Genomic DNA, 24,346 nt, shown 5'->3' with positions numbered 1-24,346 from the left:
GGGTGGGCGTTCTTGAACTGAGCGCCAATGGCTGCCGAATTTCGATTGCTTTTCAACCAATCCCCCTCAGTCGGGGTGACGCCACCTTCTTTCAGGTGGCCGGGTTTGCCGGCTTCGCCGGGCAAACGAAAAAGCCCCCTAAGACGGGGGCCGTGAGGCGAAATCGCGAATTCCGGTTACGGTTTCTTCCGGTTCAGTGGGTAGAAAAGTTGGGGAGAGGCCAGCTCTGGCAAATCGGTTCGTTCCTCGTTGGCAGCCCACTCAACCCGCTCTGCGGATCGGATCGCATAGTGCATCCACACCAGGGCGGCTGCGACGATCACAAACATCAACATAAAATTGCTCTGCCAGATTCCGGTGAGGTCGTTCAGCACGCCGAAGGCCAGTGGCAGAATGAATCCCCCGAGTCCGCCAATCATCCCGACAACGCCACCCACAGCGCCCACGTGCATCGGATAGTAGACAGGAATGTGCTTGTAGACCGCCGCCTTACCCAGGGACATGAAGAAACCCAGAATAAAGATCAGCGCCACGAACACCGGCAGGCTCATCTCAAGGGTAAAGCGGATATCGCCATCGATGCCCTGCACCACATACTCGGTGGGCGGATAGCTCAGCAGGAAGGTACAGACAACGGAGGCACCGAAGGTCCAGTACATCACCCGGCGGGCACCGAAGTGGTCCGACATCCAACCCCCGAGGACACGGAACAGTGACGCCGGAATGGTGTAGAGCGCGGCGATGATGCCCGCCGTTTTGATGTCCAGGCCGTAAACGCCGATAAGGAAGTGAGGCAACCAGAGCGCCAGGGCGACAAAAGCGCCGAATACGAAGAAATAGTACAAAGCAAACCGCCAGACCCTCAGCTCACGCAGCGGCTCCATCTGCTCCATGAATGATTTGGCCCTGGTGCCGGCCCGCTCTGCGGCCAGAGGGTCCTCCCTGGCCAGCAGGATGAAGACCACACCCATGATTGCCAGCACGGTGGCGTAGATCTGAGCCGTGCTCTGCCAGCCGAACGCGACCAACAGGAACGGGGCCCCGAAGTTGGTTACCGCAGCACCCACATTGCCCGCGCCAAAAATCCCCAGCGCCGTGCCCTGGCGTTCCGGTTCAAACCATGCCGCCGTGTAGGCCACGCCGACGATGAAGGCGCCACCGGCCAGGCCGACACCCAGGGCGCCCACCAGCAGCATCAGGTAAGTGGTTGCGAAGGTCAGCAGGTACACGCAGGCGGCGGTGGTGAGCATCAGGATGCCAAATACCCAGCGGCCACCATAGCGGTCCGTCCAGATACCGAGGAACAGCCGGCTGATGGAGCCGGTGAGAATCGGGGTGGCCATCAGCAGGCCAAGCTGGGTATCCGACAGCCCCAGATCTTCGCTGATGCGGATTCCGATGATGGAGAAAATCGTCCACACCGCAAAGCACAGGGTGAAGGCAAATGTGGATAAACCGAGCGCACGATATTGCTCTGGTTTTGACGGGCTATTGGCCATGCTCCGCTCCCTCCGGACATTCATTAAGCGATGTCTGAAAACATCGCCTAAACCTTACCAAAAACAGGGTTTTCCGATGCGGGGCATTGGAGGTACCTCCTGCTGGGGGCGGTGGTGGTAGGTGATCGGAGCTTTTCGAGGCCGGAGGGATAGACCCTTGATTTCTCTCGTGGGGTACATGCTGCGAACGTTGATTTCCGTCAATTGTGGGGGGCGCCGGAGTGTGGGCTAATGCTGGCAGATACCAATGCCTGCCCCTTACACGGGCGATGAAAAACGCCTTCGGGAGAACCCATAAAATGAACATTATGATTGCCTACGACGGTTCGAGGAACGCCAGGTTGGCTCTGGCTCAGACCATCACCATGTTCCGCGATCTCAAACCCGTGATCACCCTGGTTGCGGTTGCTGAAAACCCACGGGATATCACCTCCGGAAACGAAGACCTGTTCCAGCAGGAAGTGGCCGAACTGAAAGAGCACCTTGCTGAGGCCCTGGGAGTGTGCGAGCAGGAGCAGATTTCCGCCGAAAGCATGCTGCTTGAGGGGGATGCGCGGAAAATGCTGCTGTACGCCGCGGAGAAAAAGATCCATCCCGATATGCTCGTTATTGCGCGCCACAGCAATGAACCGGACGGCGGATTTATCGCCCGCTCGCTGACCTATTTCGTGGACGAATTGGATTACATGACCTTCGGCAGCGTGAGTTCCTTCCTCGCCCGCCGGATCCAGTGTCCGCTCCTTATTTTGCCCAGCCGTTGAGACTGGCGCCTAACCGTTTCTGTATCTGATAGCCCAGGGAGGCTGACATGAAAGTCGCAGACGTTTTCCACGTCAAAAATCCGGAAGTCAGGGCCCTGCACCTGACCTGGATCGCATTCTTTATAACCTTCTACGTGTGGTTCAACATGGCGCCGCTGGCATCCAGTATGCTCAAAAGCGTCAACTGGCTCACCGCGGATGATCTTCGCCTGTTTGCCATCGCCAACGTAGCGCTGACCATACCTGCCCGGATTATCGTGGGCATGGCCCTGGACCGCTTCGGCCCCCGCCGGGTGTTTTCGGTACTGATGGTATTGATGGCCATCCCTGCCCTGGTATTTGCGTTCGGCAACACCATGACCCAGCTCCTGGTCAGCCGCCTGGTGCTCAGCTCCATTGGTGCCAGCTTTGTGGTGGGTATCCACATGACCGCCATGTGGTTCAAACCGAAAGACATCGGCTTTGCCGAAGGCTTCTATGCTGGCTGGGGCAATTTCGGTTCCGCTGCCGCGGCAATCACCTTGCCGACCATCGCCCTGCAAATGTATGGCGGTGAAGATGGCTGGCGCTGGGCCATCGCCCAAAGCGCGATCGTGATGGCGGCTTACGGCGTTTACTACTGGTTCGCGATTACCGACGGCCCTGTTGGCACGGTTCATCGCAAGCCGCGCAAGGCGGTGGCGCTGGAAGTCAGCAACTGGGGCGACATGATCAAGCTGATCCTGTGGACCATTCCGCTGGTGGGTGTGCTTGGTATTCTGGTCTGGCGTATCGAAAACATGGGGTACCTGAGTGCCACCGGAGCGGCCATCTGTTACGCTGTGATTGTCGCCATTGTGGGCTACCAGATTGTCCAGATCCTGAGGGTGAACGTGCCGATCCTTAAAAAAGGCGTGCCCGAGGATGACAAATACCCGTTCAACAGCGTTGCTGCGCTGAACAGCACCTACTTCGCGAACTTTGGTGCCGAGCTGGCGGTGGTTTCCATGCTGCCGATGTTCTTCGAGGAAACCTGGAGCCTGAGCGCCACCGCTGCCGGCCTGATCGCTGCTTCCTTCGCCTTCGTGAACCTGGTGGCACGCCCGATGGGTGGCCTGGTTTCAGACCGTATGGGCAATCGCCGGTTTGTGATGCTCAGCTACATGTTCGGGATCTCGGTGGGCTTCGCGCTGATGGGCCTGATGAACTCCAACTGGCCCCTGATCATCGCCGTGGGGATCACCGTGTTCACATCCTTCTTTGTGCAGGGTGCGGAAGGTGCGACATTCGGAATCATTCCCTCTATCAAGCGTCGCCTCACCGGCCAGATTTCCGGGATGGCGGGTGCCTATGGCAATGTGGGCGCGGTGGTGTACCTCACTATTTTCACCTTTGTAACGCCCTCTCAGTTCTTCTACATCATTGCCGGTGGCGCATTTGTCAGCTGGCTGCTGTGCATGATGTGGCTGAAAGAGCCTGAGAGCGGGTTCTCGGAGGAATACCACGTGTCTTCCGTGGATCTGCAGATTGAAGAGGAAGAGCGTCGCCGGCAGGCTGTTGTTGTCGGATAACCTGATAGCCAGCAGCCGTAAAGCCGCCGGGTCACCCCCCGGCGGCTTTTTTGTTTTTGTCGAATGCCTGTTTCGATACTCAGAAATGGTAATAGCCAAACTTCATATAGGTGATTCCGGGACAGAGGATGAGCCTCCAGGCCAGCTCAACATCGTCGCTGAACTCCGGATCGTAAGCCCTTACGGTGTCGATCAGGCACTCCAGCCATAGGTCGTAGAGGTGCGGTTTGATGTTGAGTTGACGGGCACTGTGCAGGTAGGCCGTCCGACGGAGAACGTCGTCAATAATGCCGCTTGCGTAAAACGAAACCAGGCTGAAAAACGATTTCTTCAGCATATGTCGTTGTTCTGCCATATCCGTATTGCGAAAGAGCATGCGGACTTCCGACGACGACATCAGAAAGCGGCGGTAAAAGGCTTCAAAAAAGTCCGGACTGCCGGGACGGGGTATTACGACACGTTCATAGCTGGCGTCAAAGATATCATCGAAGGACATGACTGGCTCCGGCCGGCGAGAGGGTTGCGCTTCGCCCCTGTTTAAAACCTAGCACTGGTCAGTCTTACTGCCAAATGCAAACCTTAAGACGGAGCTACTGCCTCCGTACCGCAAACAAAAAAACCGACCCCATCGCTGGCGCCGGTTCTGTTACGGGCAGTGTCAGCTCTACGGATTCTTGATGTAGGCATTCTTGCGCAGGTAGAACCACCAGTTAACTACCAGGCAGAGGGCGTAGAACACCGCAAACCCATACATGGCCACTTCCGGTGTGCCGGCCTGGATTTCCTGGCCCATCACCCGTGGCGCGATGAATGCACCGTAGGCAGCAACCGCTGATGTCCAGCCCAGAACCGGGCCTTTCTGCTGCTGGTTAAAGATGAAACCGATGCTGCGGAAGGTTGAGCCGTTGCCGATACCGCTGGCGGCGAACATGATAATGAACAGAATCAGGAAGGGCGCAAAGTAGACGTTCGGATCGGTGGAGTTGTACGCCAGCATCATCACGTAGCCGGTGGCCACAGAGGCGGCAACCATCACAACCGAGATGATCTGGGTAACGATGGAGCCGCCGACCTTATCGGAAATCCAGCCGCCGACCGGGCGAATGAGGGCGCCCACAAACGGCCCCATCCAGGCCCAGGTCAGTGCGCTCGGCGCATCAGGGTTCACCACCCGGGTTACCGTGCCGTCGGCAGCAACGTCCATCATGTTCCCGAAGATAACGCTGATGGACAGCGGCAGGGCGGCGGAGAAGCCGATAAACGAGCCGAAGGTCAGGATGTAGAGCACGGTCATGGACCAGGTGTGCTTGTTGCTGAAGATGGCAAACTGGTTCTGGATGTTGGGCTTGATGTCGCCCGGGATCAGCCGCAGAAGAATCAGCGTGAGCACGATGGTCAGGGGCAGGGCCAGCCACATGTTCAGCACGCCCAGGGCCCAGACGCCTGCAATGGACGTCAGAATGCCGACGCCATAGAGGCCAAGAATCTTGCCAAACGCCGAAAGCGGATTACCGGGATTCGGGGTAACCACTTTCAGGTTGTTCATGCCGAACCAGCCGGCAAACGCCAGCGGAATCAAAAACACCAGCCAGATAAATCCGGCGTTCTGGATCCAGGTGTCGGTACCTGCCTCAATACGGCCGATAAGGGTGCCGCTGGGGCTTTGCAGTTGCATCGGGTCACCGGCCAGGGCGCCGAAGATGCCAACGGTCATCACCAGTGGAATGACGACCTGCATGGTGGTCACGCCGAAATTACCCAGCCCGGCGTTCATGCCCAGGCCGTAGCCCTGTTTGCTTTTCGGGTAGAAGGTGCTGATGTTGCTCATGGAGCAGGCAAAGTTGCCACCACCGATACCGGAGAGCAGCGCCAGGGCCTGGAACACGATAAAGGGTGTATCCGGGTTCATCAGGGCGATGCCGGTACCGGCCGCCGGGATCATCAGCAGGGCGGTGGTCAGGAACACCGTGTTCCGCCCGCCGGCAATCTTGATCATGAATGAGGCCGGTATCCGCAGGGTTGCGCCGGACAGGCCTGCAATCGCAGAGAGGGTAAACAGCTGTTCAATGCTGAAGGGAAAACCCAGGTTTTTCATCTGGGCGGTGATCATTCCCCACATCAGCCAGACGGCAAAGCCCATCAGCAGGCTGGGGATGGAAATCCACAGGTTGCGGGAAGCAATGCGCTTGCCCTCCCGCTCCCAGAATTCTTCATTCTCGACATCCCAGTTTTCGATGTCTGCGTTGGTTTTGGCCATGATTTTGACTCCCTCGGTTAACGTGCCCCTGACCGCAAACCTGGCGGCATCCGGGTTTCTCGACACCATTGTGCAAAGCAGGGCAGGGAGTCATGCTTGATATTTCTCAAGGACAAAACGGCGTGTCAGTTGACCGGTTTCCCGGCGAAAATACCGATGCGTTTTTGTTTCTTAAAATCTAATAAAATCAATTGAGTACGATGGTGATATCTCGAAATGAGTAGGCATTCAGACTGCTGGCGCAGTAGAGGTAGCCAATCATTTCCGGCGGTTCTGGCTATGCCGGAACAGTACAACAAGCTGCAGGGCGACGAGAGCGTAGGTGCCGGACCAGCTCACAGCCGACAACCAGAGTACGTGGGGTTTCGCGAAAGGCGTTACGCCCGCATCAAGCCGAGCGAGCACCGCAATAGCCATACCGACAGCAATACCGATAACCTGCCAGGAGGGTGGCGTGGTCCGTCTGGCGCGCTGCCAGGCCAGCCGGAGCATGACACTGGTGGACAGCGTGCCAAGGGCGCCAATGGTGATCAGATGCATGGCGGGGATTGGGTCAGTTCCCTGCAAAAGACTGAACCCGGTGGCGCCGGCGCCTGCCGCCAGCCACAGATAACCAAGGGCCAGAACCAGCAGGTCCGGCCGGTTTCCGCAATGCCAGAGCTCCCAGCGGATAGCGCGAATCACAATCAGAACTGCCGAGATCAGCAATAAGAGTCCTGCCCCCGCAGCCGCGAATGGCAGAAAGGTCAGAACCAGTGCCAGCGGCAGAATGATCAACAGCATCCCTTCAATCCGTGGTTGCACCCTTGCCTTGAGGGGAATGCCTCTTTTCTCCAGGGTTCCCGCCACTGCCGGCGCGATGATTCTGCCCCCGATAAACGTCATCAGCAGCAGCAGGCCGACAATGGCGGCCATCATTACCGGCCGGGTTCCGGGCATTGGCTGAATACTTCCGGCCAGTATGCTATTGGCAAACCAGAAAACGACCGACAACAGGCAAAGAATCAGAATCAGCGGGCCTGTAATCCGGTTACGCCATTTTTTTGCAGCCTGGAATCTTGGCACGGCGTGGCGGGCGAGCAACAGGGCAAAAGCCGGGCTGAGCAGTTGAGCGGCCAGGTTCTCCGGAGCCAGAAGCCAACTGATCCGGGCGAGGATCCACAGCAGAAATAACAACGCAAGTACGCGCCGTGGTTGGGGGCCAAGGGTGTAGCCTGCAACAAGGGCCAGGGCGAAGCCGAAAATCAGTTCATGGCCATGCCCTGAGCCCAAAAGCCCCGGAGGCCAGCCTGTGCCAGACAGGGCGCTGTATACGGACAGAGGCACCGCCAATGCAGCCAGAAGCGAGGCCGCAGGAAAGAACAGCCAGAACGCATGCATGTTTTTACGGGGCATCCCCGAGTTGTCCGAAGTCATCTCGTGTCCTTGACCCGTTCACGTCCCGGGGCTATCAGTAAAAATAACATGGGGTACATTGTAAAGGTGCATCATGAATATTACACAACTTGCTCGCTTACCGTTTTCCGGCAATGGTGCCTGGTCTGAGCTTCGGCGCCTTAATCTTTCCATTCCATTCCTGGCGTGGGTTGTTGTCGTCCCTATGTCGTTCCTGCCACCGGTGCTGCTTTACTACGCAGGCACGCACTATGGGGATGGTTTTATTCAGGGGTTCGGTGACAAGCAATGGCGGTTTATCACCACCATTCTGTTTCTGGCCGAACTGCTCACGTTTTTTGTCATGGGGTGGCTGATTCACGCCGTGATGAACAGCCATCAATTGAAGATGAGTTACGGGGATGCCTATCTGCTGGCCGCAATTGCTCCGCTGCCGCTTTGGCTGTCGTCACTGGCGTTGCTGGTGCCGGCTCTGGCGGTGAGCGTGGTTGCGGTGTTTGCAGGGTTGTTCCTGTCCTGTGCGCTGGTATATCAGGGCGTTCGTTCCCTGTGTGAGCGAACGGATAATGACGTGGTAGCCATGTCTGCCACCTACATTGTTATGGCGGCGTCCTTGCTTGCCTGGGGCGTACTGATGGCGATGGTGTGGGGGTTCTGATCAGGCTGTGTAGGGCAGGACGCCGAAATAAATGGCGCTGAAATGGCAAGCGCTGCCGCCGATCACGAACAGATGCCAGACGGCGTGCATGTAGGGAATGCGGTCTGCCAGATAAAAGGCGACGCCGGCGGTGTACAAAATGCCGCCGGCGATGGTGAGGTTCAGGGCCGTCTCACTCAGGCTGGCAATCAGATCCGAGGAAGCGAAGGTGATCAGCCAGCCCATGGCCACGTAGATACCGACACGCGCCAGCTTGAAGCGGTTCCTGAAAATAACCTTAAGCACCACGCCTGTTATGGCCAGCGACCAGATTACCGCAAACAGCGTCCAGCCCACGGTTCCCCGCATGTTCACCAGGAGAAAAGGCGTGTAGGTGCCCGCAATCAGCAGGAAGATGGCGCAATGGTCAAGGGTTTTGAAGGCGCTCTTCAATTCCGGACGCCGGGCGCCGTGATAAAGGGCAGAAGCCATATATAGCAGAATGAGAGAAGCACCAAAAATACCGAAGCTGACAATTTTCCAGACGTCACCGAGCTGACTGGCACCCACGATCAGAGCGATGGTCCCGACAACGCTGAGCAGGGCACCCAGACCATGGGTGGCACTGTTAAGCCACTCCTCGATGCGATGGTGGATGTTTTGCGCAGGGGATGGAGCTGTTGTCATCGAAAGGACTTCCGTATTAGTCATGCTCATAAACTACTTGAGCGTACAGGTGTACGCAATAGTCGGGGATGAACATCCTGTGACCCTGTTCAGAAAAACTGAACGACCTGCTGGAAAACTTCCGGTTTTACTGTAATCCGTCGCTGGTTATTCTGAGTTTACCAAATGACAGACAGAGGAGGTTTTTCCGATGGCAAAAGTACTTGTCCTTTACTACTCGATGTACGGCCATATCGAAACGATGGCGAACACAGTCGCTGAAGGTGCCAAAGACGTAGACGGCGCTGAAGTCACCATCAAGCGAGTGCCGGAAACCATGGCTGATCAGGCGTTTCTGAGCGCTGGTGGCAAGGCGGAACAGGAGGCCCCGGTGGCAGATCCGAAAGAGCTGGCGGATTACGACGCCATCATCTTCGGCACTCCGACCCGGTTCGGCAACATGGCCGGCCAGATGCGCACCTTCCTGGACCAGACCGGTGGCCTGTGGGCTGGAGGCAAACTCCACAGCAAGTTGGCCAGTGTATTCACCTCTACCGGAACCGGTGGCGGCCAGGAGCATACGATCAGCTCGTTCTGGACCACGCTGGCCCACCACGGCATGGTGATCGTGCCCTTGGGCTATGGGATTCCGGAGCTTTTCGACATTTCCGAAGCCAACGGCGGAACGCCCTACGGTGCGTCCACCATCGCCGGTGGGGACGGCTCCCGGCAGCCCAGCGAGAAAGAACTGACGATTGCCCGTTATCAGGGCAGGCATGTGGCTGAGCTGGCGGTAAAGCTGCACGGCTAACAGCAAAGTATTGGTCAGGCGTTGAGCGTTTTTCAGGGCAGCAGGTGAGAGCTTGCTGCCCATTTTTTTATGTTGTAGCCGGCCCTGTTCCAGAACTTACGACCGGTTGCCTGCAGCACCGGTTTTCAGTCGGGAGAAGGTGGCAGGAACCACTCCCAGCCAGGACGCCAGCTGATTGTCTGGCACACGCCTGACCAGTTCCGGATATTCTTCAAGCAGCAGCTTATACCGTTCCCGGGCGGGCATCGTGTGCTTCCGGAACTCCCTCATGCTGGTCAGCTCCGCTATCTCCTCGGTCAGGGCAAGGGCGAACTTCGGCCAGAGCCCCTCACCGTGAGACTGGATCGCGGACCGGAAAGCGGAAAAATCAGCCATCCAGGCGGTTACCGGCGTTACCGTGGTCAGGCAGAGTGTGTTTCGTACGGTGCGGCTGCGGCCAAAGACCGGCCAGACCATATCGCCCTCGGAAAAGAAATGGTGTACGGAGACCTTGCCGCTGGGTGCTTCCCGGAAAAGCCGCAGGATGCCGTACTGAACCAGGTAAACGTTCGCCCAGGGGGTGTCGTGCTTCTCCATGGCGGTTTCGGCGTCAACCCTGCACGGATGAAACAGGCGGGCCAGGTCTGCCAGAAACCGTGCGTCCGGATCGTTTTCATGGCCTGCCAGGCGGATACCGAATACCCGGCTCAGGCCATTCAGTAGCGCCGTTGACTCTGGTGCGGTATCTTGCCGGATGATATCCGTATTGTCTTCTCCGAGCATGCAGGGGGGCGAGGATACGTCTGGCCTGAAAATTGAATTCATGGCTTTGACCCTGTTTGGACTGTGGGTCAATTATCGTATCAAAAAAGCATGTTTTGAAATGACTTAAATCATTAAGGCTTTTTCACTGAATCGATTAGAGCGGCGAAGTAGCGGGAGGGCCAGGGATGGCTCGGTGAAGACGGGGTCAGATGAACGTTTTCATCTGACCCCGGGTTCATTCCTGCTGGCCATCAGAGTAAGCCCTCAGTGACTGGTCCCTTCCTCATAATTGATCTTGTTCCAGACATTGTATTTGCCGGAGGGTTTGTTCATCGGAATGCGCTTTTCTTCCTCCAGCGTGTCTGCGTTGTAGACGATGACGGCGCCGTCCTTGTCCCAGATGCTCAGCAGCAGTTTTTTGCCGTATCGGTCAAACTCCACATGGGCAGCAACTTTGCCGGGAGCGGGTTGTAACGTTTTGACGATTTCAAGCGTCTGCTTGTCGATAACGTGGACCTTGTCCTTGTTGGGGCCGAAGAATACGTCCACCCAGGCGTAGCGGGAGTTCTCGTGGCTGCGCATGAAGAATCCGGGACCTTGCGTTTCCAGAGTTTTGATCACCTCCCAGTTGTCCATGTCGATTATGGAAACGGCGCCTGTCCGGAAGTGCGGAGTGGCCATGACCCGTTTGCCCTGGTACTCCCAGGTAATGCCGGAGCCCAGGTGCGGCATGCCGGGGAGAGGGAGTTCGGCGATGGTGTTACCGGTGTCGAGGTTGATCACGTAGCCGTGCTTGCCGTCGCGGGCGGCGCCGATGAGGTGTTCGTAGCCAGGGTCGAAGAAGAAGTCGTCCAGCCAGGTGTCGGTTTGCATCCGGCGGATTTTGGCCTCGCCATCTTCCACATTGATTTCCCAGGCTTCGGGAATGTCCTTCAGGGCGGCGATGAAGCTGTCCCTTGGTGGGGCCGCGTACACGGCGCTGACCCGGGAGCTTTCACCGGCATCGTTTTCCACCGGGATGATGTCCATGAGTTCAAGGTTGTCGGCACCGAACAGCACCAGGGTATGGGGCAGGTAGTTGGCGGCCATTACGTAGTTGCCATCAGCGGAGACGGCGATGTTGCGCATGTTGATGCCGGCACGCACTTCCGCCACCACTTTCAGGTTGTACAGGTCGTATTTGGTGATCCAGCCGTCCCGGGAGCCAAAGTAGACGTAACGGCCGTCCGGGCTGTATTTCGGACCGCCATGCAGAGCGTAGCGGCTTGGGAAACGATGGATGGGCTCCATCTTGTCGCCGTCGAGCAGGGTAACCTGGTGGTCACCGATTTCCACCACCAGGAACAGGTTCATCATATCGGCTTGGTAAACCGGCTGATCGGGTAATGTGCCTTGTGGGTGGGGCAGCAAGTGACTGTCGAGGATGTCTGCCCGTCCCCAGGTGGGTGTGTTGGCGGGCGGGCGGTAAATGTAGTCCGCCAGCGCCGTGATGGATTCGCTGCCAAGAATATCGTTAAAGGCCGGCATCTGGGTTGCGGGCCTGCCGTTGCGGATGGTGTTCTCGGCTTCGGGCTTTTTCAGCCGGGAAAGGTTTTCTGGTAGCAGGGCAGGGCCCATGCCGCCCAGGCGATCGGAGCCGTGGCAGCTGGCGCAGTGTTGCTGATAAAGCGCCCCGGTTTCCGGGGCTGGGCTGGCTTGCAGCGATGCGGGGATCAGCAGGCTGGCGGCCAGAATCAGCAGGGCGTTTTTTCGGTTCATCATGTCAGCCGGCCCCTGCACTGGCTGCAACGGCCTCACTCTGGCCGCAATGCCAGCCTGCTGTGGAGGGTTGCGCCAGTTTGTCTGCAAGACGGACAACCTCACCGACAATGATCAGTGTCGGGGGCTGGAAACCTTCACGGAGAATGGTCGCTTCCAGGTCTGCCAGGGTGGTGACCGCCATGTGTTGTTGTGGCGTGGTTCCCCGCTCCACCAGGGCCACAGGGCAGTCTCCCGGCAGGCCATGGGCAGTGAGTTCCCGGACAATGGTCGGGGCATTGTGGAGCCCCATGTAGAACACCCGGGTCTGGCCCGGCGCTGCCAACACACGCCAGTTCAGTTCCAGGGACTGGTCGGCCTTGCGGTGGCCGGTTACGAAGGTCACGCTCTGGGAGTAATCCCGGTGCGTCAGTGGGATGCCACAGTATGAGGCGCAGCCGGCGGCGGAGGTGATGCCTGGTACCACCTGAAAATCGATGTGGTTGTCCACCAGGAACTCCGCTTCCTCGCCACCACGGCCAAAAATATATGGGTCACCGCCCTTGAGGCGCACAACCCGGCGCTGTTTCACCGCCAGTTGCACCAGCAGTTCATTGGTGTCTTCCTGGGGTACATAGTGGCAACCGCTGGCTTTGCCCACGTGGATGCGTTCGGCAGCCGGGTTCACCAGTTCCATGATCTGGGGCGACACCAGGCGGTCATACACGATGGCATCGGCCTGCTGTATCAGCATCAGCGCCCGCAGGGTCAGCAGGCCGGGGTCTCCCGGGCCGGCTCCCACGATGGCTACCTCTCCGGCCCGTAAGGGTTGTTCCGCCAGTTGGAACTCCACCAGGCACTTCTTCCTTTGACTGGTTGTCATGATGCTTGTCCTTAGAGGTTGTGAACCGGAATCTCGGTAACCGGGGCGGCGACGCGCCGGGGCATATCAAGGACACCGATTTCGTCATTGGTGAGGTAACAGCCGGGATCCTCTTCCCAGAAATCACCGGAAATGTTGTAGGCCCGTACCCGGGTGTTGCCGTTGCAGATGGCCAGGTAACGGCAGTCGGCGCAGCGGCCTTTCACCGGCCTTGGTGTCTGGCGGAAACCCGTCATCAGCGGGTCGCTGGCTTCGGACCAGATCCGGGAAAAAGGTTGGTGCCGGACATTGCCTAGGTTGTAGTCCCACCAGAAGGTATCCGGATGAACCTCGCCGAGGTTGTCGATATTGGAAATATTCACGCCAGAGGCATTGCCACCCCAGTACGTCAATCGTTGTTCCAGGGCCGGAACCTGATCGGGGTAGTGTTCCGCGGCCCACTGCAGCAGGAAGGGGCCGTCGGCATCGTTGTTGCCGGTGACGTATTCCCGTTCGATGCCGCGCCGGAGCTCGTCGTGGCAGTGATCGAACAGCAGGGTCATGGCTTCCCGGGTCATCTCGTACCAGGCATCCCGCTTACGGTTGCGGCCGCCCCGGCCGGAGTAGTTCAGGTGCGACAGGTAGAACTTGTCGATGTCGTGTTCGTCCAGCAGTCTGAGCATGTCTGGCAACTGGGGGAAATTGTCCTGGGTGAGGGTGAAGCGAAGGCCGACCTTGATACCCGCCTGCTTGCACAGTTCAACCGCTTTCATGGAGGCCGCGAAGGCTCCTTTTTTCTGGCGGAACTCGTCGTGGGTCTGTTCCAGTCCGTCGATGCTGATACCCACGTAGTCGTAGCCGGCCTCGGCGATTTGCCGGATATTCTCTTCGGTGATCAGCGTGCCATTGGTGGACAGGCCGACATAGAAACCCATGGCTTTGGCCCGGTGGGAGATGTCGAAGATATCCGGGCGCATCAGCGGCTCGCCGCCGGACAGGATCAGCACGGGCACGCCGAAGGCCTTGAGGTCGTCCATCACGGTGTAGACCTCATCAGTGCTCAGTTCGCCCTTGAAATCCACATCGGCGGAGATGGAATAGCAGTGTTTGCAGGTCAGGTTGCAGCGTCGAATCAGGTTCCAGATTACCACCGGGCCGGCCGGTTTCGGAACCGGGCGCACGGGAGCCGGGTTCATCAGGCTCTTGATGTAGCGGGTCATTCTGAACATGGTGCTTCCTCTCTCATGATTTCCGCAGCCGCAGACCGGTTTTTTTCAGGATGGCCGAGCTGTAAAGAATGGTGTGCCCCCGGCAGGTGTCTCCGAGCACTGACTGAATCTGCGAAGCCTTGGCCTCGACTTCGTCACGGCTGGTGCCGTGAACCATGGCGAACAGGTTGTAGTGCCAGTAGGGCAAGTGGCGCGGGCGCCGGTAACAGTGGCTGACGAAGGGCAACTCGCCCACCTGCCGGCCCATGTCGGTGATGGCGTCGTCGCGGACATCCCAGACCGTCATGCCGTTGAAGCAATAGCCCAGGCGGTAGTGATCGGGGACGGCGGCGACCCGGCGGATAACGCCGGCGTCCTGCATGCGCTGAAAACGGGCCAGAACCTCGTCGGCCGGCAGCCCCAGTTCCTTGCCCAGGGTGCCCCAGGGATCCGGCACCAGGGGCAAACCGCCCTGGGTGGCCAGGATCAGTTTTCGGTCCAGCTCGCAGAGCACGTATTCCTGGTCAGACCGGGAAGTGGAGATGGACATGGAACTCTTCCTCTTTCGGCATGTTGTAGACGGCATAGCCGGTTGCGGATTCGATGGCGGCAATCGCCCGGGCGATGTCTTCCGGGGCTTCCGTGGCCAGAACAAACCACATGTTCAGTTCATGTTCCCGACGGTAATTGTGGGCCACCTCGTCAAAGGCGTTAACCTTTCGGGTGGCGTCTTCAAAGTCCTGCTCCGCGACCCGCATGGCGGCCAACGTGAGGCCGCCGCCCATTTCTCCGGCGTGAAACATGGGACCGAAACGGGTAAGAATTCGACGGTCCAGAAGGTCCTCAAGGGTGTGCAGAAGCGCCTGCTCGGTTATGCCCAGTTCGCCGGCGACCGCGGCATAGGGTCGGTGCACCAGTGGTAGCCCCGTTTGCAAACGGTTAATGACCGCCCGTTCCATCTCTGTGAATTCGGCAGTTGCCTGAGTTTGCTCAGTTGCTGCTGACATAACGGCCTCCCCGTTGCAGATAGGCCCTGGTGCTGAACAGTACGGCATGGGGTGTCTGTTCCAGGCCATGCTCTGCGATCAACATGTTCAGTTGGTCAATGACCCGTTGCCGGTCAACGCCGTGAATCATGCAGAACAGGTTGTAGGGCCAATCCGGGGGTCGGCGAGGGCGCTGATAGCAGAGGGTGATGAAGGATTTTCGGGCCAGTGTGCGGCCCAGATCCTGAACCTGACTGTCCGGGACATCCCAGACCACCATGGCATTGGCGGCGTAACCCAGCGTCCGGTGCCGGACCACCAGCCCGAGTCGTTTGATGAGCCCCTGGGCCTGCCACTGTCTGATGGCTGTCATCACTTCCTGCTCGGAGAGCCCGGTCATCTCAGCCAGTTTCTCATAGGGCCGCGGTGTTAGCGGAAGACCAAGCTCCAGCTGGCGCCGAAGCCGAAGCAATCCCCAGGCACTGACCGGCCCGGCCCCGGCGATTTCCGGCACCACCGCCAGATATTCCGGGGCGTGGCGAAGGTTCACGGTAGTGCCTCCCAGTCAATATCGAAGCCCAGGTCAATGTGGTAGGCCTCCACCATCGGCAGTCGAAGCATGGGGAGCCTGAGCTGGTGTTCCAGTTCATCAAGTCGCTCTTCCAGGGTGTCCTCATCGGGCGCGGTCATGACAAACCAGAGATTGTAGGTGTGCTCCCGGGCGTAGTTGTGATTCACCCCGGGAGCGAGATTCACCCGAGCGGCCACCAGATCGATCTGTTCGTCTGGCACCGCCAGGGCAGCCAGCAGGCTCGCGCCTGCCCGGCTGTGCTCAAAAACCGGTCCGACCCGGCTGAGAACCTGGCTGTCCTGGAGTGACTGAAGTCGTTCAATGACCTCCTCTTCGGCGATGCCCAGCTGTCGGGACATGGCCTGGTAGGGCCTGTCACAGACGGGCAGGTCCCGCTGGTAAAGGTTGATCAGTTGTTTGTCAGTCGTATCCAGTCTCATCAGTGCTCTCCCCCGGGCCGGAACCGATCAGTACACGTCGTGCTGGGTGTTGTAGACGTTGAACTTGCCGGTAGGCGTTACCAGCCGGTCGTCCTTGATCACCTTTTTCAGCCCGCGTGTTTTGTCATCAACAATCACCAGGGCCGAGGTCTGCTCCTTGCCGTTCCAGACCGAGAACCAGACTTCGTCACCGGCAACGTTATACTCCGGCTGAACCACGCGCTTGGGTCCTTCACCCAGATCCGCCCATTCGGCGATCGGCAGCACTTCATAGCCGGCGTCCAGGTTGTCGATGTCATACACTGCGACGCTTTGACTGACCGCCTCGGCCGGATTCAGCGCGGTATCGACCCACAGGTTGTCCGATTTCGGGTGAGTCTTGATGAACAGTGAGCCGCCACCCTGACCATTGAGCGTGCGGACCACTTTCCAGGCCTTGTCAGGATGACCCTCGGGATCGGTGCCGATCAGCTGGATGGTGGGGTCACCCAGATGGCTTGTGGCCCAGACCGGTCCATGCTCCGGATCCACGAAATTGGCGCCACGGCCGGGGTGGGGGATCTTGCCAACGTCGACCAGGGCTTCCAGTTCCCGTTCCCGGGAATCGACCACTGCGATCTTGTTGGACTGGTTGGCGGCGGTCAGGAAGTAGCGCATGCTGCTGTCCCAGCCTCCGTCGTGCAGGAACCGGGCGGCATCAATGGTGGTGATGCTGAGGTTGTCCAGGTCCTCAAAGTTGACCAGCTGGATCTTGCCAGTCTCTTTGACGTTGACAATAAACTCCGGGTGTTCGTGGGAGGCGACGATGGCTGCCACGCGGGGTTCCGGGTGATATTCCTGAGTATCCACAGTCATGCCCCGGGTAGAGACGATTTTTTTCGGCTCCAGGGTCTGGCCGTCCATGATCACAAACTGTGGTGGCCAATAGGTGCCGGCGATGGCGTACTTGTCCTCGTAGCCCTTGTACTTGGAGGTTTCCACGGAGCGGGCTTCCAGACCGACCTTGATCTTGGCGACGGTATCTGGATGTTCCATCCAGAGATCCACCATGTTGATCAGGGCATCACGACCGATAACAAACAGGTAGCGCCCGGAGGCGGACATCCGTGAGATGTGAACGGCGTAGCCGGTATCAATCACCTCGACGATTTCCTTGGATTCGCCATCGATAAGAGCAACCTGGCCGGCGTCCCGCAGGGTCACGCTGAACAGGTTCTTCAGGTCCAGGTCGTTCAGCTGTTTCTTGGGCCGGTCTTCAGGTGGGACGACAACTTCCCAGGTGGCCTTCATGTCGGCCAGGCTGAACTCCGGTGGCTCGGGCGGCTGATGCATCAGATACTTGGCCATGAGCTCGATTTCGGCGTCGGTGAATTCACCGGACGTCCCCCAGTTGGGCATGCCCGCGGGTGAGCCATAGGTGATGAAGGCTTTCAGGTAGTCCAGGCCGCGTTCCTGGGTGATGTCGGGGGTCAGCGGCTTGCCGGTTGCGCCTTTACGCAGGACGCCGTGACAACCGGCGCAACGTTCGAAGAAGATCTTCTTCGCTTTCTCGAATTCGGCCTCGGTCAGTTCCGGGGCACCCGGACTGCGAACGACTTTGGCTGACTCCGAAGCGATGGTGCTTGGAGTGCCCTCATACGCAGTTGCGGCCGGGTCGTCGGGGTGTTTGGCATCATCAGTGGCCGCCAGGGCGCCAAACGACGCAACGGCGACGGCCAGTGTCAGTGGTTGGAAAAACAGGTTGGTGACTCTCATCAGGTTCTCTCCTTGGATTTAAGAGTCCCTCTAGGTTTCGCTTCTTTACCCTAATGAACCTTGATTTATGTCAGATATCTGTTGTTTGACCGCCATCTACCCTAACAGGGGTATGCCATAATAGTGCTGGTGTTAGTGATCTCTTTTAACCAATATCAACAATGGGTTTTATGGGTGTCGTCAGGATGCGGACAACACTCGGGAGGATGCAGCGTGTGAAGGGTTTCTGGCGGGAAGACCAAAGGCGGATTCTGGTTTCGGCTGTCCTGTTGTCCGGTCTGGTCACGGCGCCAGTCGTGACCATGGGTGACGACGCCCGGGGCCGGAATGCGGACGAGGCCCGGCTTGCCAATTTGGTGGTTCAGGATTGCGGCTCCTGCCATGGCCTCACCCTGCGTGGTGGCCTGGGCCCGCCGCTGCGGCCAGAGGATCTCGGAGAGCTTCCGGTGGAGGCCATCGCAGCCATTATCCGCGAAGGTGTTCCGGATACCGCCATGCCACCCTGGAAGCCACTGTTGTCCCCGGAAGAAATTCACTGGATCAGCCAGCAGCTGAAATCCGGTGCACTGGTTTCGCCCTGAGGGCCAATCTGGAGGAATGATCAATCATGGATCCTGCATTCAAGCGGCCCGCACATCTGTTACTGGCACTACTTCTGGCTATTGGCCTGAGTGGTTGCCAGGCGTTCCCCGGATCGGAGGGCTCAGGATCAGAGTCCCGACCGGAACTCATGGGCACCGGCGATCTTGGCCTGATCATTGAGCGGGCCACCGGCTCGGTGCTGGTTATCAACACCTCCCGCCATGAGGTGCTGGGGCGAATTGCGGGTTTGGGGGATCTGTCCCACGCGTCAGTGGTCTACTCCCGGGACGCCCGATACGGCTACGTATTCGGGCGGGATGGCGGCCTCACCAAAGTCGATCTGTTGACCCGAACCATTGTCGACCGTGTTATCCAGTCTGGTAACAGCATTGGCGGCGCTATCTCTCAGGATGGCCGCTATGTGGCTGTCTCCAACTACCAGCCCGGTGGTGTGAAGGTGTTCGACAGCCAGACCCTGGAACTGGTGGCGGATGTCCCGGCCACCTACACCAGCGGGCACGATGAGCCTGGCCAGTCAAAAACAGTCGGGCTGGTGGACGCGCCGGGGAACCTGTTTGTGTTCAGCCTGTTCGACGCGGGAGAGATCTGGACCCTCGACATGAGTAATACGTCGGCCGAAATCACCCGGTTCGAAGCGGGCAAATCACCCTACGACGCACTGATCACCCCGGACGGCCGTTACTACATTGCCGGCCTGTTTGGCGAAGACGGCTTGTCGATGCTGGATCTGTGGAGACCGGGGCAGGGAGTGACTGAAATTCTGCCGGATTATGGCAAGGGCGAGCAGAAGCTGCCGGTGTACAAGATGCCCCACCTGGAGGGCTGGGCCATCGCCGATGGCCAGGCCTTTGTGCCGGCCGTTGGTCACCACCAGGTGCTGGTGGCTGACCTGAGCGACTGGTCCCTGACCGATCGTATCCCGGTGCAGGGCCAGCCCGTGTTCGTGATGGCCAGCCCGGACAATCGCCGGATCTGGGTGAGCTTCGCCCACCCGGACAACGATGTGGTTCAGGTGATCGATTCACAGACCCGGGAAATTATCCGCACCCTGGAGCCCGGCGATGCGGTTCTGCACATGGAATTCACGCCCCGGGGCGAAGAAGTGTGGGTGTCAGCCAGGGACAGTAACCGGGTGACCGTATACAACACCCGTACGCTGGAGCCGGTTGCAACGCTCAGTGCCGAAAAGCCCAGCGGCATCTTCTTCACCAGCCGGGCCCATGCGCTCGGTCTTTGAATTACGGCGGGCGTTGCCTGGCGTCCTACTGGCTGGCTTGTCGTTTACAGCACCTGCCAGTGCCGGGGACGCGCGGATTCTGATTGGGGTTGAGTCCGCGACCAGTGTCACCGAGGTCGCCCGCTATCGGCTGACAGACTATCTGCGAACTCAGGGCTGTGAGGCCGATATCCGGTTTAATACCGAGGCCCCGGGCCTTGCCCTGGCGTTCCTGCCAGCCGTTCCGGAGGGTTCGGTGCCAATTCTGGAAGCGGTTAACCGGGATGGCCGGCTACCGGTTCCTGTCTGGGTAACCCGCAGGACGGCCGGTGTGAGGCATATCCGGGAACTGCGGGGTCGTGACCTGGCAACGGTTGCCGGCAAGGAGCCACTGGGGGCCAGCCTGCCGCTGGCCGCGCTCAGGCAACAAGGCATCATCCCTGAGCCGGGGCGCCTTTACGAAGCCGGTGATTACAGTTCTGCCCTGGGGTTGCTGCTTCACAACAACACCCATGCGGCGGTTTCCGAGCTGGGATTTGTGAAGCCGTTCCTGACCGGGAATAACCTGGTGGTGAGCTGGCGGGGCGAACCGGTGAAGGCCGCAGGCTGGTTCCGGCAGGCCGGCTGGAACCAGGCCGCAGAGGCCTGTGAACAGGCATTGGGCCGGAGGCAGCGGTCAGACGACCCGCAGATGTTTGTGGTCTTCCCCGAATGGGTATACGGCTTTGCCTTGCCCGACAGTCAGTATTCAGAGGATTCAACACAATGACGTTTTACCAACCGGCAGGCAACGAGATCGAACTCTTTCAGGCCGCGGCAAATAACGGCCTGCCTGTGCTTATCAAGGGTCCCACCGGCTGCGGCAAGACCCGTTTTGTCCGGCACATGGCCGAGAAACTGGGGCGGCCGGTGTATACCGTTGCCTGCCACGATGACCTGACCGCCGCTGACCTGGTGGGCCGACACCTGATCGGGCCGGAAGGCACCTACTGGCAAGACGGGCCATTGACCCGGGCAGTGCGTGAAGGCGGCATCTGCTACCTTGATGAGGTGGTGGAGGCGCGCAAGGACACGACCGTGGTCCTGCACCCGCTGGCGGATGACCGGCGGGAACTGCCGATTGAGCGTACCGGCGAGGTGCTGACAGCGGCGCCCGGGTTCATGCTGGTGGTTTCCTACAACCCCGGGTACCAGAGCCTGCTGAAAGGAATGAAGCCGAGCACCCGGCAGCGCTTTGTCTCAATGAGTTTCGATTACCCGGGCGCGGCGGAGGAGCAGACAATCGTGATCGAGGAGTCCGGTTGCGACAGGGAGTTGGCGGAACGATTGGTCAACCTGGCCCGATCAATTCGTAACCTGAAGGATCACGATCTGGAAGAGGCGGCATCGACCCGGCTGCTGATTCACACCGCCCACCTGGTTCGGGCCGGCGTGCCGGTCGGCGAGGCTTGCCGTGCCGGGATGATAGAGCCACTATCAGACGACGAAGCAACGGTCAGCGCACTCATGGAGGTGGTGTATGCGGTATTCGGGAGGTCAGGCGAAGGACAGTAGTGGTGCGGTAGTGCCAGTGATCTGGTATCTGTTGAACCTGCTGGCCCTGCCGGTTATCGGGTTTTCGGTGCTGGTTTGGTTGTTCATCCGTTCCGGGGAGGCACCGGCGTTGCGACAGGCTCATACGCGCGCAGCGTTTTATATGTCGATCATCGGGGCGGTGGTGATTTTCTCCGGTGTGGGGGTACTCTGGCTGCTGTTTGGCAACACCGGTAACTTCTGGACCGGTGCCATTGTCTGGTCGATCACTCTGCACACGTCGTTTGTGCTGTGGGGGATGATCGCACTGGCTCAGGCGATTGGTGACAAGCCGCCTTATTTTCCTCAGAAACATCGGTAACCGCAGAGCTCTGGGCGGCGATCAGGGGAGGCTTTCCAAAACCGTGCGGAGCCATGTGAAGACGGGGTCAGATGAACGCTTTCATCTGACCCCATGTTCAGCTCACGGCATGAAATCCTGCAATTACTGCCACCACTACCGGCGCCCATGCTTGCGCGGCAAAGCGCCAACCAATGGGTGCATGCCGCATTTCCATGAAGTGATCGACCAGAAGAACGGCTTTCACGATCACCAGTGCAAATACCAGCCACACCAGAACGGAAGCATCAGCGCCTGCCTGCATGGCAATCACTGGCGTCATGGTGCAAACCATCAGGGCGATGTAAACCGCTAACATGGGCTCTCCTCCTTACGCCAGAACGTACAGCATCGGAAATAACACCAGCCACACCAGATCCACCATGTGCCAGTAAGACGCGCCGGACTCCATGCCATTCATGTCGTCCCCGTTGTAGTCGCCTCGCTTAACCTTCACCGCCAGTACCACCAGGATAATCTGGCCCAGTACCACGTGCATGAAGTGGAAGAAGGTCAGGAAGAAATAGAACATGAAGAAGGTGTCGGTACCCAGGTTATAGCCGTTACCGTAGAGGTCTGCGTACTCCCAGAGTTTGCCGAAGGTGTAGATGGAGGAGGCGGCGATGGCGCCCCAGAGCAACGGGGTAACGCATGGCTGGCGGTGACGGAGGCGGTGGACGGCGACGGCTACCAGGTAGCTGGCGGTGATCAGGCCGATGGTGTTGATCAGGCCGGTCCAGGGGTGTAATACCTCTCGGCCGGCGGTGAAGGTTGCCGGGTCCAGGCTGCGGGCAACGCCGAAGCCGATGAACAGGATGCCGAAAACGGCCAGTTCCGCAAATATGAAGAACCAGACGGCCAGATCGCCGGGGAGGTGATGGCGTGTCGGGGCAGATGCGTGCATGGGTGTCAGCGGGTCAGGTTCATATAGAGTTTGGGGAGCTGAAGCGGCAACTGCGCTGGGTCTTTGATCACCACGAAATGGTTGCTGCCAAAGATATAGGGCAGGTATTCGCTGGCGTCGTCGTCGATGGTGACGCAGAAGGGGGTCAGGCCAGCCTTGTGGGCTTCCTGAACCGCCATTCGGGTGTCTTCCACGCCGTATCGGCCTTCGTACAGGTCCAGGTCATTGGGTTTGCCATCGGTGAGCAGGAGCAGGATTTTCTGGTGTTCGTGGCGCCCCTGCAGCAAGCGGGTGGCCTGACGGATGGCCGCGCCCATGCGGGTGTAATAGCCCGGCTCCAGTGCCTGGATTCGACCCCGGCTGATGTCGTTGTAGGGCTCGTCGAACGATTTGATGTGATGGAAGCGCACATGGTCCCGGCGGCGTGAGGAGAAGGCAAAAATCGCAAAGGGGTCCCGGCTTGCCTGCAGGGCTTCGCTGAGCAGTTGTAAGCCGTCCCGGGCAATTTCGATCACCCGCTGGCTGTTGTTGATAAAGGTATCCGTGGACATGGAGATGTCCGCCAGAATCAGGCACGCCAGGTCCCGCTGATTCTGTTTGCAGCGGCGAAACAGCTTCTGGTCGATGACGCCGGTGCCCCGGCGGTGCTGGACTTCCCGTTCCATGCAGGCGTCCAGGTCCAGTTCCTCGCCTTCGGTCTGTCGGCGTTGCCATTGCCGGAGTGGCTTCAGGGCACTGAACTGTCGCCGCAGTCTCATGGCCGATCTGGACAGGTGGTCCGGCAGCCTGGTCGGAATAGAATCCTTGCTCAGCATTGGCTGCAGGCAGCAGAAACGTTCCCGGTAACTCTGGCTGCGCCAGTCCCATTCCGGCAGATGGATGCCGGGCCCCAGGTGCAGGTCATCGTTTTCTTCCGAGGGCAGGTCCAGATCAAACTTGATGGCTGAGGAGGCTTCCCGGCGGTCTTCAGAGACAGAAATCATGTCCATGTCGTCAGCCACCGCGTCGGCATCCTCTTCCTCCGTGTCATCACCGGCCCGGTCCACAGGGATAAATTCGCTCCATGAAAACAGGCTTTCCAGCCGGAACAGCATCAACCCCTGATCCTTGTCAAAGGCGTCCACCCGTTCGGCCCGCCGGCGTTTGCGCTTTTTCGCCAGTCCACCCGGTGTCGGGGTCGCTTCATCATCTCCGGTGGTCGGGCCGGTCGCCTTGCCGGGTGTGGTTGTGGGGTAAAGCCAGATGACAACCGGCCAGGGGTCGGACTCCGCACGCGGCAGGCATTCCACGCTGCCAGGATCAATCAGCGCCTGGCGAATGGCCTTTTCACGGCGACCTTCGGCTGGCGGCAGGGTGGTCGGATCCGGGCGCCATTGCAGGGTATGGCGTACCAGGCGCTGGTAAACCGGCTCAAGCCCCGGCCATTTGGCCAGCAGGGTCTGGACCATGGCCTGGTTGCCGGTCAGCCAGTCGGAGTCCGTCAGTTCACCAAGGGAGGCCAGGGCTGCCAGCCAGAGATAGAGATCCCGGTTAACGGCTTTGGAGGGAAACAGGGCCAGGCGTTCCGGCAGCCGAAGGCTTTGCTCATCCCGCCAGGCCAGTTCGAACTTTCTGTGGGTGCCTGCCAGCTTCTGCAGGAAACGGCGCCGGGTACGGAAATGCCGGGGTTCCGCGGTAACCAGGCTGAGGGCCGGGTCGCCGCCCAGGGCCCGGAACAGCACACCCAGGGTTCGCGCCTCGTCTTTCAGATGCACCGCGTGCTCGGGGAACTCTCCCATGGCCTGCCGGGTGATGTACTCGTGCCATTTGAAGCCTACCCACTCTTCCATTTC

The 24,346-nt window shown here is 59.2% G+C and carries 25 protein-coding genes and 1 pseudogene; 9 read left to right on the top strand and 17 right to left on the bottom strand.

The genetic code is table 11. The features are described from left to right. Window positions 1–176 precede the first annotated feature (176 nt). A complete protein-coding gene (locus NLK58_RS09760; RefSeq protein WP_341582708.1) occupies window positions 177–1,499 on the bottom strand; it encodes a nitrate/nitrite transporter in 1,323 nt (440 codons plus the stop codon). A 299-nt stretch (window positions 1,500–1,798) separates the two neighbouring features. Between NLK58_RS09760 and NLK58_RS09755 the strand changes: the two genes are divergently transcribed. Next, the gene (locus NLK58_RS09755; protein ID WP_117618302.1) at window positions 1,799–2,260 is read left to right on the top strand and encodes a universal stress protein; all 462 of its coding nucleotides are present in this window, start codon (window positions 1,799–1,801) and stop codon (window positions 2,258–2,260) included. A 47-nt stretch (window positions 2,261–2,307) separates the two neighbouring features. Then, window positions 2,308–3,810 (top strand): MFS transporter, encoded by a 1,503-nt coding sequence (locus tag NLK58_RS09750; protein WP_117618301.1) that lies wholly within the window; start codon window positions 2,308–2,310, stop codon window positions 3,808–3,810. 79 nt (window positions 3,811–3,889) lie between these two features. Here NLK58_RS09750 and NLK58_RS09745 read toward each other — a convergent pair whose 3' ends face one another. The 3 genes from NLK58_RS09745 to NLK58_RS09735 form a co-directional block, all read right to left on the bottom strand. After that, on the bottom strand, window positions 3,890–4,306 hold the full coding sequence (locus NLK58_RS09745) for a globin (RefSeq protein ID WP_341582706.1): 417 nt from the start codon (window positions 4,304–4,306) through the stop codon (window positions 3,890–3,892). A gap of 168 nt (window positions 4,307–4,474) precedes the next feature. Then, window positions 4,475–6,067, bottom strand: a complete 1,593-nt coding sequence (locus NLK58_RS09740) for an antiporter (RefSeq protein ID WP_117618299.1) — start codon at window positions 6,065–6,067, stop codon at window positions 4,475–4,477. A 258-nt stretch (window positions 6,068–6,325) separates the two neighbouring features. Then, the gene (locus NLK58_RS09735) at window positions 6,326–7,483 is read right to left on the bottom strand and encodes an NnrS family protein (RefSeq protein ID WP_117618298.1); all 1,158 of its coding nucleotides are present in this window, start codon (window positions 7,481–7,483) and stop codon (window positions 6,326–6,328) included. Window positions 7,484–7,556: 73 nt separating this feature from the next. On the opposite strand from NLK58_RS09735, the gene NLK58_RS09730 reads away from it, so the two are divergent. Next, window positions 7,557–8,120, top strand: a complete 564-nt coding sequence (locus NLK58_RS09730) for a Yip1 family protein (RefSeq protein WP_117618297.1) — start codon at window positions 7,557–7,559, stop codon at window positions 8,118–8,120. Here the strand turns inward: NLK58_RS09730 and NLK58_RS09725 are convergent, their stop codons facing one another. Beyond that, on the bottom strand, window positions 8,121–8,786 hold the full coding sequence (locus NLK58_RS09725; protein ID WP_341582703.1) for a hemolysin III family protein: 666 nt from the start codon (window positions 8,784–8,786) through the stop codon (window positions 8,121–8,123). Between the two features lie 190 nt (window positions 8,787–8,976). Between NLK58_RS09725 and wrbA the strand changes: the two genes are divergently transcribed. Continuing rightward, window positions 8,977–9,576: an NAD(P)H:quinone oxidoreductase gene (gene wrbA, locus NLK58_RS09720; protein ID WP_341582702.1), complete on the top strand. Its 600-nt coding sequence runs from the start codon at window positions 8,977–8,979 to the stop codon at window positions 9,574–9,576. Between the two features lie 96 nt (window positions 9,577–9,672). Here wrbA and NLK58_RS09715 read toward each other — a convergent pair whose 3' ends face one another. The 9 genes and pseudogenes from NLK58_RS09715 to NLK58_RS09675 form a co-directional block, all read right to left on the bottom strand. After that, window positions 9,673–10,380, bottom strand: a complete 708-nt coding sequence (locus NLK58_RS09715) for a Crp/Fnr family transcriptional regulator (RefSeq protein WP_341582700.1) — start codon at window positions 10,378–10,380, stop codon at window positions 9,673–9,675. Window positions 10,381–10,584: 204 nt separating this feature from the next. Next, window positions 10,585–12,078 (bottom strand): cytochrome D1 domain-containing protein, encoded by a 1,494-nt coding sequence (locus tag NLK58_RS09710; protein ID WP_376788088.1) that lies wholly within the window; start codon window positions 12,076–12,078, stop codon window positions 10,585–10,587. 4 nt (window positions 12,079–12,082) lie between these two features. Next, window positions 12,083–12,913, bottom strand: a pseudogene (gene cobA, locus NLK58_RS09705) (uroporphyrinogen-III C-methyltransferase); the annotation flags it as partial. A 38-nt stretch (window positions 12,914–12,951) separates the two neighbouring features. Then, on the bottom strand, window positions 12,952–14,148 hold the full coding sequence (gene nirJ / locus NLK58_RS09700) for a heme d1 biosynthesis radical SAM protein NirJ (RefSeq protein ID WP_341582696.1): 1,197 nt from the start codon (window positions 14,146–14,148) through the stop codon (window positions 12,952–12,954). Between the two features lie 13 nt (window positions 14,149–14,161). Further along, the gene (locus tag NLK58_RS09695; RefSeq protein ID WP_117618291.1) at window positions 14,162–14,677 is read right to left on the bottom strand and encodes an Lrp/AsnC family transcriptional regulator; all 516 of its coding nucleotides are present in this window, start codon (window positions 14,675–14,677) and stop codon (window positions 14,162–14,164) included. Beyond that, a complete protein-coding gene (locus tag NLK58_RS09690; protein ID WP_341582693.1) occupies window positions 14,652–15,134 on the bottom strand; it encodes an Lrp/AsnC family transcriptional regulator in 483 nt (160 codons plus the stop codon). The genes NLK58_RS09695 and NLK58_RS09690 overlap by 26 nt, the downstream gene beginning before the upstream one ends. Beyond that, the gene (locus NLK58_RS09685) at window positions 15,118–15,618 is read right to left on the bottom strand and encodes an AsnC family protein (protein ID WP_341582792.1); all 501 of its coding nucleotides are present in this window, start codon (window positions 15,616–15,618) and stop codon (window positions 15,118–15,120) included. Before NLK58_RS09685 ends, NLK58_RS09690 begins: the two co-directional genes overlap by 17 nt. Window positions 15,619–15,659: 41 nt before the next feature. Next, on the bottom strand, window positions 15,660–16,124 hold the full coding sequence (locus tag NLK58_RS09680; RefSeq protein ID WP_341582691.1) for an AsnC family transcriptional regulator: 465 nt from the start codon (window positions 16,122–16,124) through the stop codon (window positions 15,660–15,662). Window positions 16,125–16,151: 27 nt separating this feature from the next. Continuing rightward, a complete protein-coding gene (locus tag NLK58_RS09675; protein WP_341582689.1) occupies window positions 16,152–17,879 on the bottom strand; it encodes a cytochrome D1 domain-containing protein in 1,728 nt (575 codons plus the stop codon). A gap of 215 nt (window positions 17,880–18,094) precedes the next feature. Here NLK58_RS09675 and NLK58_RS09670 point away from each other — a divergent pair, with 215 nt between their 5' ends. The 5 genes from NLK58_RS09670 to NLK58_RS09650 are packed head-to-tail and all read left to right on the top strand — an operon-like array spanning window position 18,095 to window position 21,592. Continuing rightward, complete coding sequence (locus NLK58_RS09670; RefSeq protein WP_341582687.1) at window positions 18,095–18,460, top strand: cytochrome c; 366 nt, start codon at window positions 18,095–18,097, stop codon at window positions 18,458–18,460. 26 nt (window positions 18,461–18,486) lie between these two features. Beyond that, window positions 18,487–19,719: a cytochrome D1 domain-containing protein gene (locus tag NLK58_RS09665; protein WP_117618286.1), complete on the top strand. Its 1,233-nt coding sequence runs from the start codon at window positions 18,487–18,489 to the stop codon at window positions 19,717–19,719. Window positions 19,720–19,756: 37 nt separating this feature from the next. Further along, complete coding sequence (locus tag NLK58_RS09660) at window positions 19,757–20,467, top strand: hypothetical protein (protein WP_117618285.1); 711 nt, start codon at window positions 19,757–19,759, stop codon at window positions 20,465–20,467. Then, window positions 20,464–21,252 carry a CbbQ/NirQ/NorQ/GpvN family protein gene (locus tag NLK58_RS09655; protein WP_117618284.1) on the top strand — a complete coding sequence of 263 codons (789 nt, stop codon included), beginning with the start codon at window positions 20,464–20,466 and terminating at the stop codon, window positions 21,250–21,252. The genes NLK58_RS09660 and NLK58_RS09655 overlap by 4 nt, the downstream gene beginning before the upstream one ends. After that, window positions 21,218–21,592 (top strand): hypothetical protein, encoded by a 375-nt coding sequence (locus NLK58_RS09650; RefSeq protein ID WP_117618283.1) that lies wholly within the window; start codon window positions 21,218–21,220, stop codon window positions 21,590–21,592. The genes NLK58_RS09655 and NLK58_RS09650 overlap by 35 nt, the downstream gene beginning before the upstream one ends. Before the next feature lie 97 nt (window positions 21,593–21,689). Here the strand turns inward: NLK58_RS09650 and NLK58_RS09645 are convergent, their stop codons facing one another. The 3 genes from NLK58_RS09645 to NLK58_RS09635 are packed head-to-tail and all read right to left on the bottom strand — an operon-like array spanning window position 21,690 to window position 24,343. After that, a complete protein-coding gene (locus tag NLK58_RS09645) occupies window positions 21,690–21,929 on the bottom strand; it encodes a cytochrome C oxidase subunit IV family protein (RefSeq protein WP_117618282.1) in 240 nt (79 codons plus the stop codon). Window positions 21,930–21,941: 12 nt separating this feature from the next. Beyond that, a complete protein-coding gene (locus NLK58_RS09640) occupies window positions 21,942–22,514 on the bottom strand; it encodes a cytochrome c oxidase subunit 3 (protein WP_117618281.1) in 573 nt (190 codons plus the stop codon). Between the two features lie 5 nt (window positions 22,515–22,519). Beyond that, a complete protein-coding gene (locus tag NLK58_RS09635) occupies window positions 22,520–24,343 on the bottom strand; it encodes a VWA domain-containing protein (RefSeq protein WP_341582684.1) in 1,824 nt (607 codons plus the stop codon). Window positions 24,344–24,346: the final 3 nt, after the last annotated feature.

Origin of the sequence: Marinobacter metalliresistant (genome assembly GCF_038098645.1) — a bacterium.
Lineage (GTDB): Bacteria > Pseudomonadota > Gammaproteobacteria > Pseudomonadales > Oleiphilaceae > Marinobacter > Marinobacter metalliresistant.
The sequence above is the reverse complement of the archived record's forward strand: the minus strand, read 5'-3'. Positions and strand labels throughout refer to the sequence as shown.

Bases quoted from the DNA above. Each gene is read 5' to 3' on its own strand.
- NLK58_RS09760 (WP_341582708.1), bottom strand. From the start codon at position 1,499: ATGGCCAATAGCCCGTCAAAACCAGAGCAATATCGTGCGCTCGGTTTA.
- NLK58_RS09755 (WP_117618302.1), top strand. From the start codon at position 1,799: ATGAACATTATGATTGCCTACGACGGTTCGAGGAACGCCAGGTTGGCT.
- NLK58_RS09750 (WP_117618301.1), top strand. From the start codon at position 2,308: ATGAAAGTCGCAGACGTTTTCCACGTCAAAAATCCGGAAGTCAGGGCC.
- NLK58_RS09745 (WP_341582706.1), bottom strand. From the start codon at position 4,306: ATGTCCTTCGATGATATCTTTGACGCCAGCTATGAACGTGTCGTAATA.
- NLK58_RS09740 (WP_117618299.1), bottom strand. From the start codon at position 6,067: ATGGCCAAAACCAACGCAGACATCGAAAACTGGGATGTCGAGAATGAA.
- NLK58_RS09735 (WP_117618298.1), bottom strand. From the start codon at position 7,483: ATGACTTCGGACAACTCGGGGATGCCCCGTAAAAACATGCATGCGTTC.
- NLK58_RS09730 (WP_117618297.1), top strand. From the start codon at position 7,557: ATGAATATTACACAACTTGCTCGCTTACCGTTTTCCGGCAATGGTGCC.
- NLK58_RS09725 (WP_341582703.1), bottom strand. From the start codon at position 8,786: ATGACAACAGCTCCATCCCCTGCGCAAAACATCCACCATCGCATCGAG.
- wrbA (WP_341582702.1), top strand. From the start codon at position 8,977: ATGGCAAAAGTACTTGTCCTTTACTACTCGATGTACGGCCATATCGAA.
- NLK58_RS09715 (WP_341582700.1), bottom strand. From the start codon at position 10,380: ATGAATTCAATTTTCAGGCCAGACGTATCCTCGCCCCCCTGCATGCTC.
- NLK58_RS09710 (WP_376788088.1), bottom strand. From the start codon at position 12,078: ATGAACCGAAAAAACGCCCTGCTGATTCTGGCCGCCAGCCTGCTGATC.
- nirJ (WP_341582696.1), bottom strand. From the start codon at position 14,148: ATGTTCAGAATGACCCGCTACATCAAGAGCCTGATGAACCCGGCTCCC.
- NLK58_RS09695 (WP_117618291.1), bottom strand. From the start codon at position 14,677: ATGTCCATCTCCACTTCCCGGTCTGACCAGGAATACGTGCTCTGCGAG.
- NLK58_RS09690 (WP_341582693.1), bottom strand. From the start codon at position 15,134: ATGTCAGCAGCAACTGAGCAAACTCAGGCAACTGCCGAATTCACAGAG.
- NLK58_RS09680 (WP_341582691.1), bottom strand. From the start codon at position 16,124: ATGAGACTGGATACGACTGACAAACAACTGATCAACCTTTACCAGCGG.
- NLK58_RS09675 (WP_341582689.1), bottom strand. From the start codon at position 17,879: ATGAGAGTCACCAACCTGTTTTTCCAACCACTGACACTGGCCGTCGCC.
- NLK58_RS09665 (WP_117618286.1), top strand. From the start codon at position 18,487: ATGGATCCTGCATTCAAGCGGCCCGCACATCTGTTACTGGCACTACTT.
- NLK58_RS09655 (WP_117618284.1), top strand. From the start codon at position 20,464: ATGACGTTTTACCAACCGGCAGGCAACGAGATCGAACTCTTTCAGGCC.
- NLK58_RS09650 (WP_117618283.1), top strand. From the start codon at position 21,218: ATGCGGTATTCGGGAGGTCAGGCGAAGGACAGTAGTGGTGCGGTAGTG.
- NLK58_RS09645 (WP_117618282.1), bottom strand. From the start codon at position 21,929: ATGTTAGCGGTTTACATCGCCCTGATGGTTTGCACCATGACGCCAGTG.
- NLK58_RS09640 (WP_117618281.1), bottom strand. From the start codon at position 22,514: ATGCACGCATCTGCCCCGACACGCCATCACCTCCCCGGCGATCTGGCC.
- NLK58_RS09635 (WP_341582684.1), bottom strand. From the start codon at position 24,343: ATGGAAGAGTGGGTAGGCTTCAAATGGCACGAGTACATCACCCGGCAG.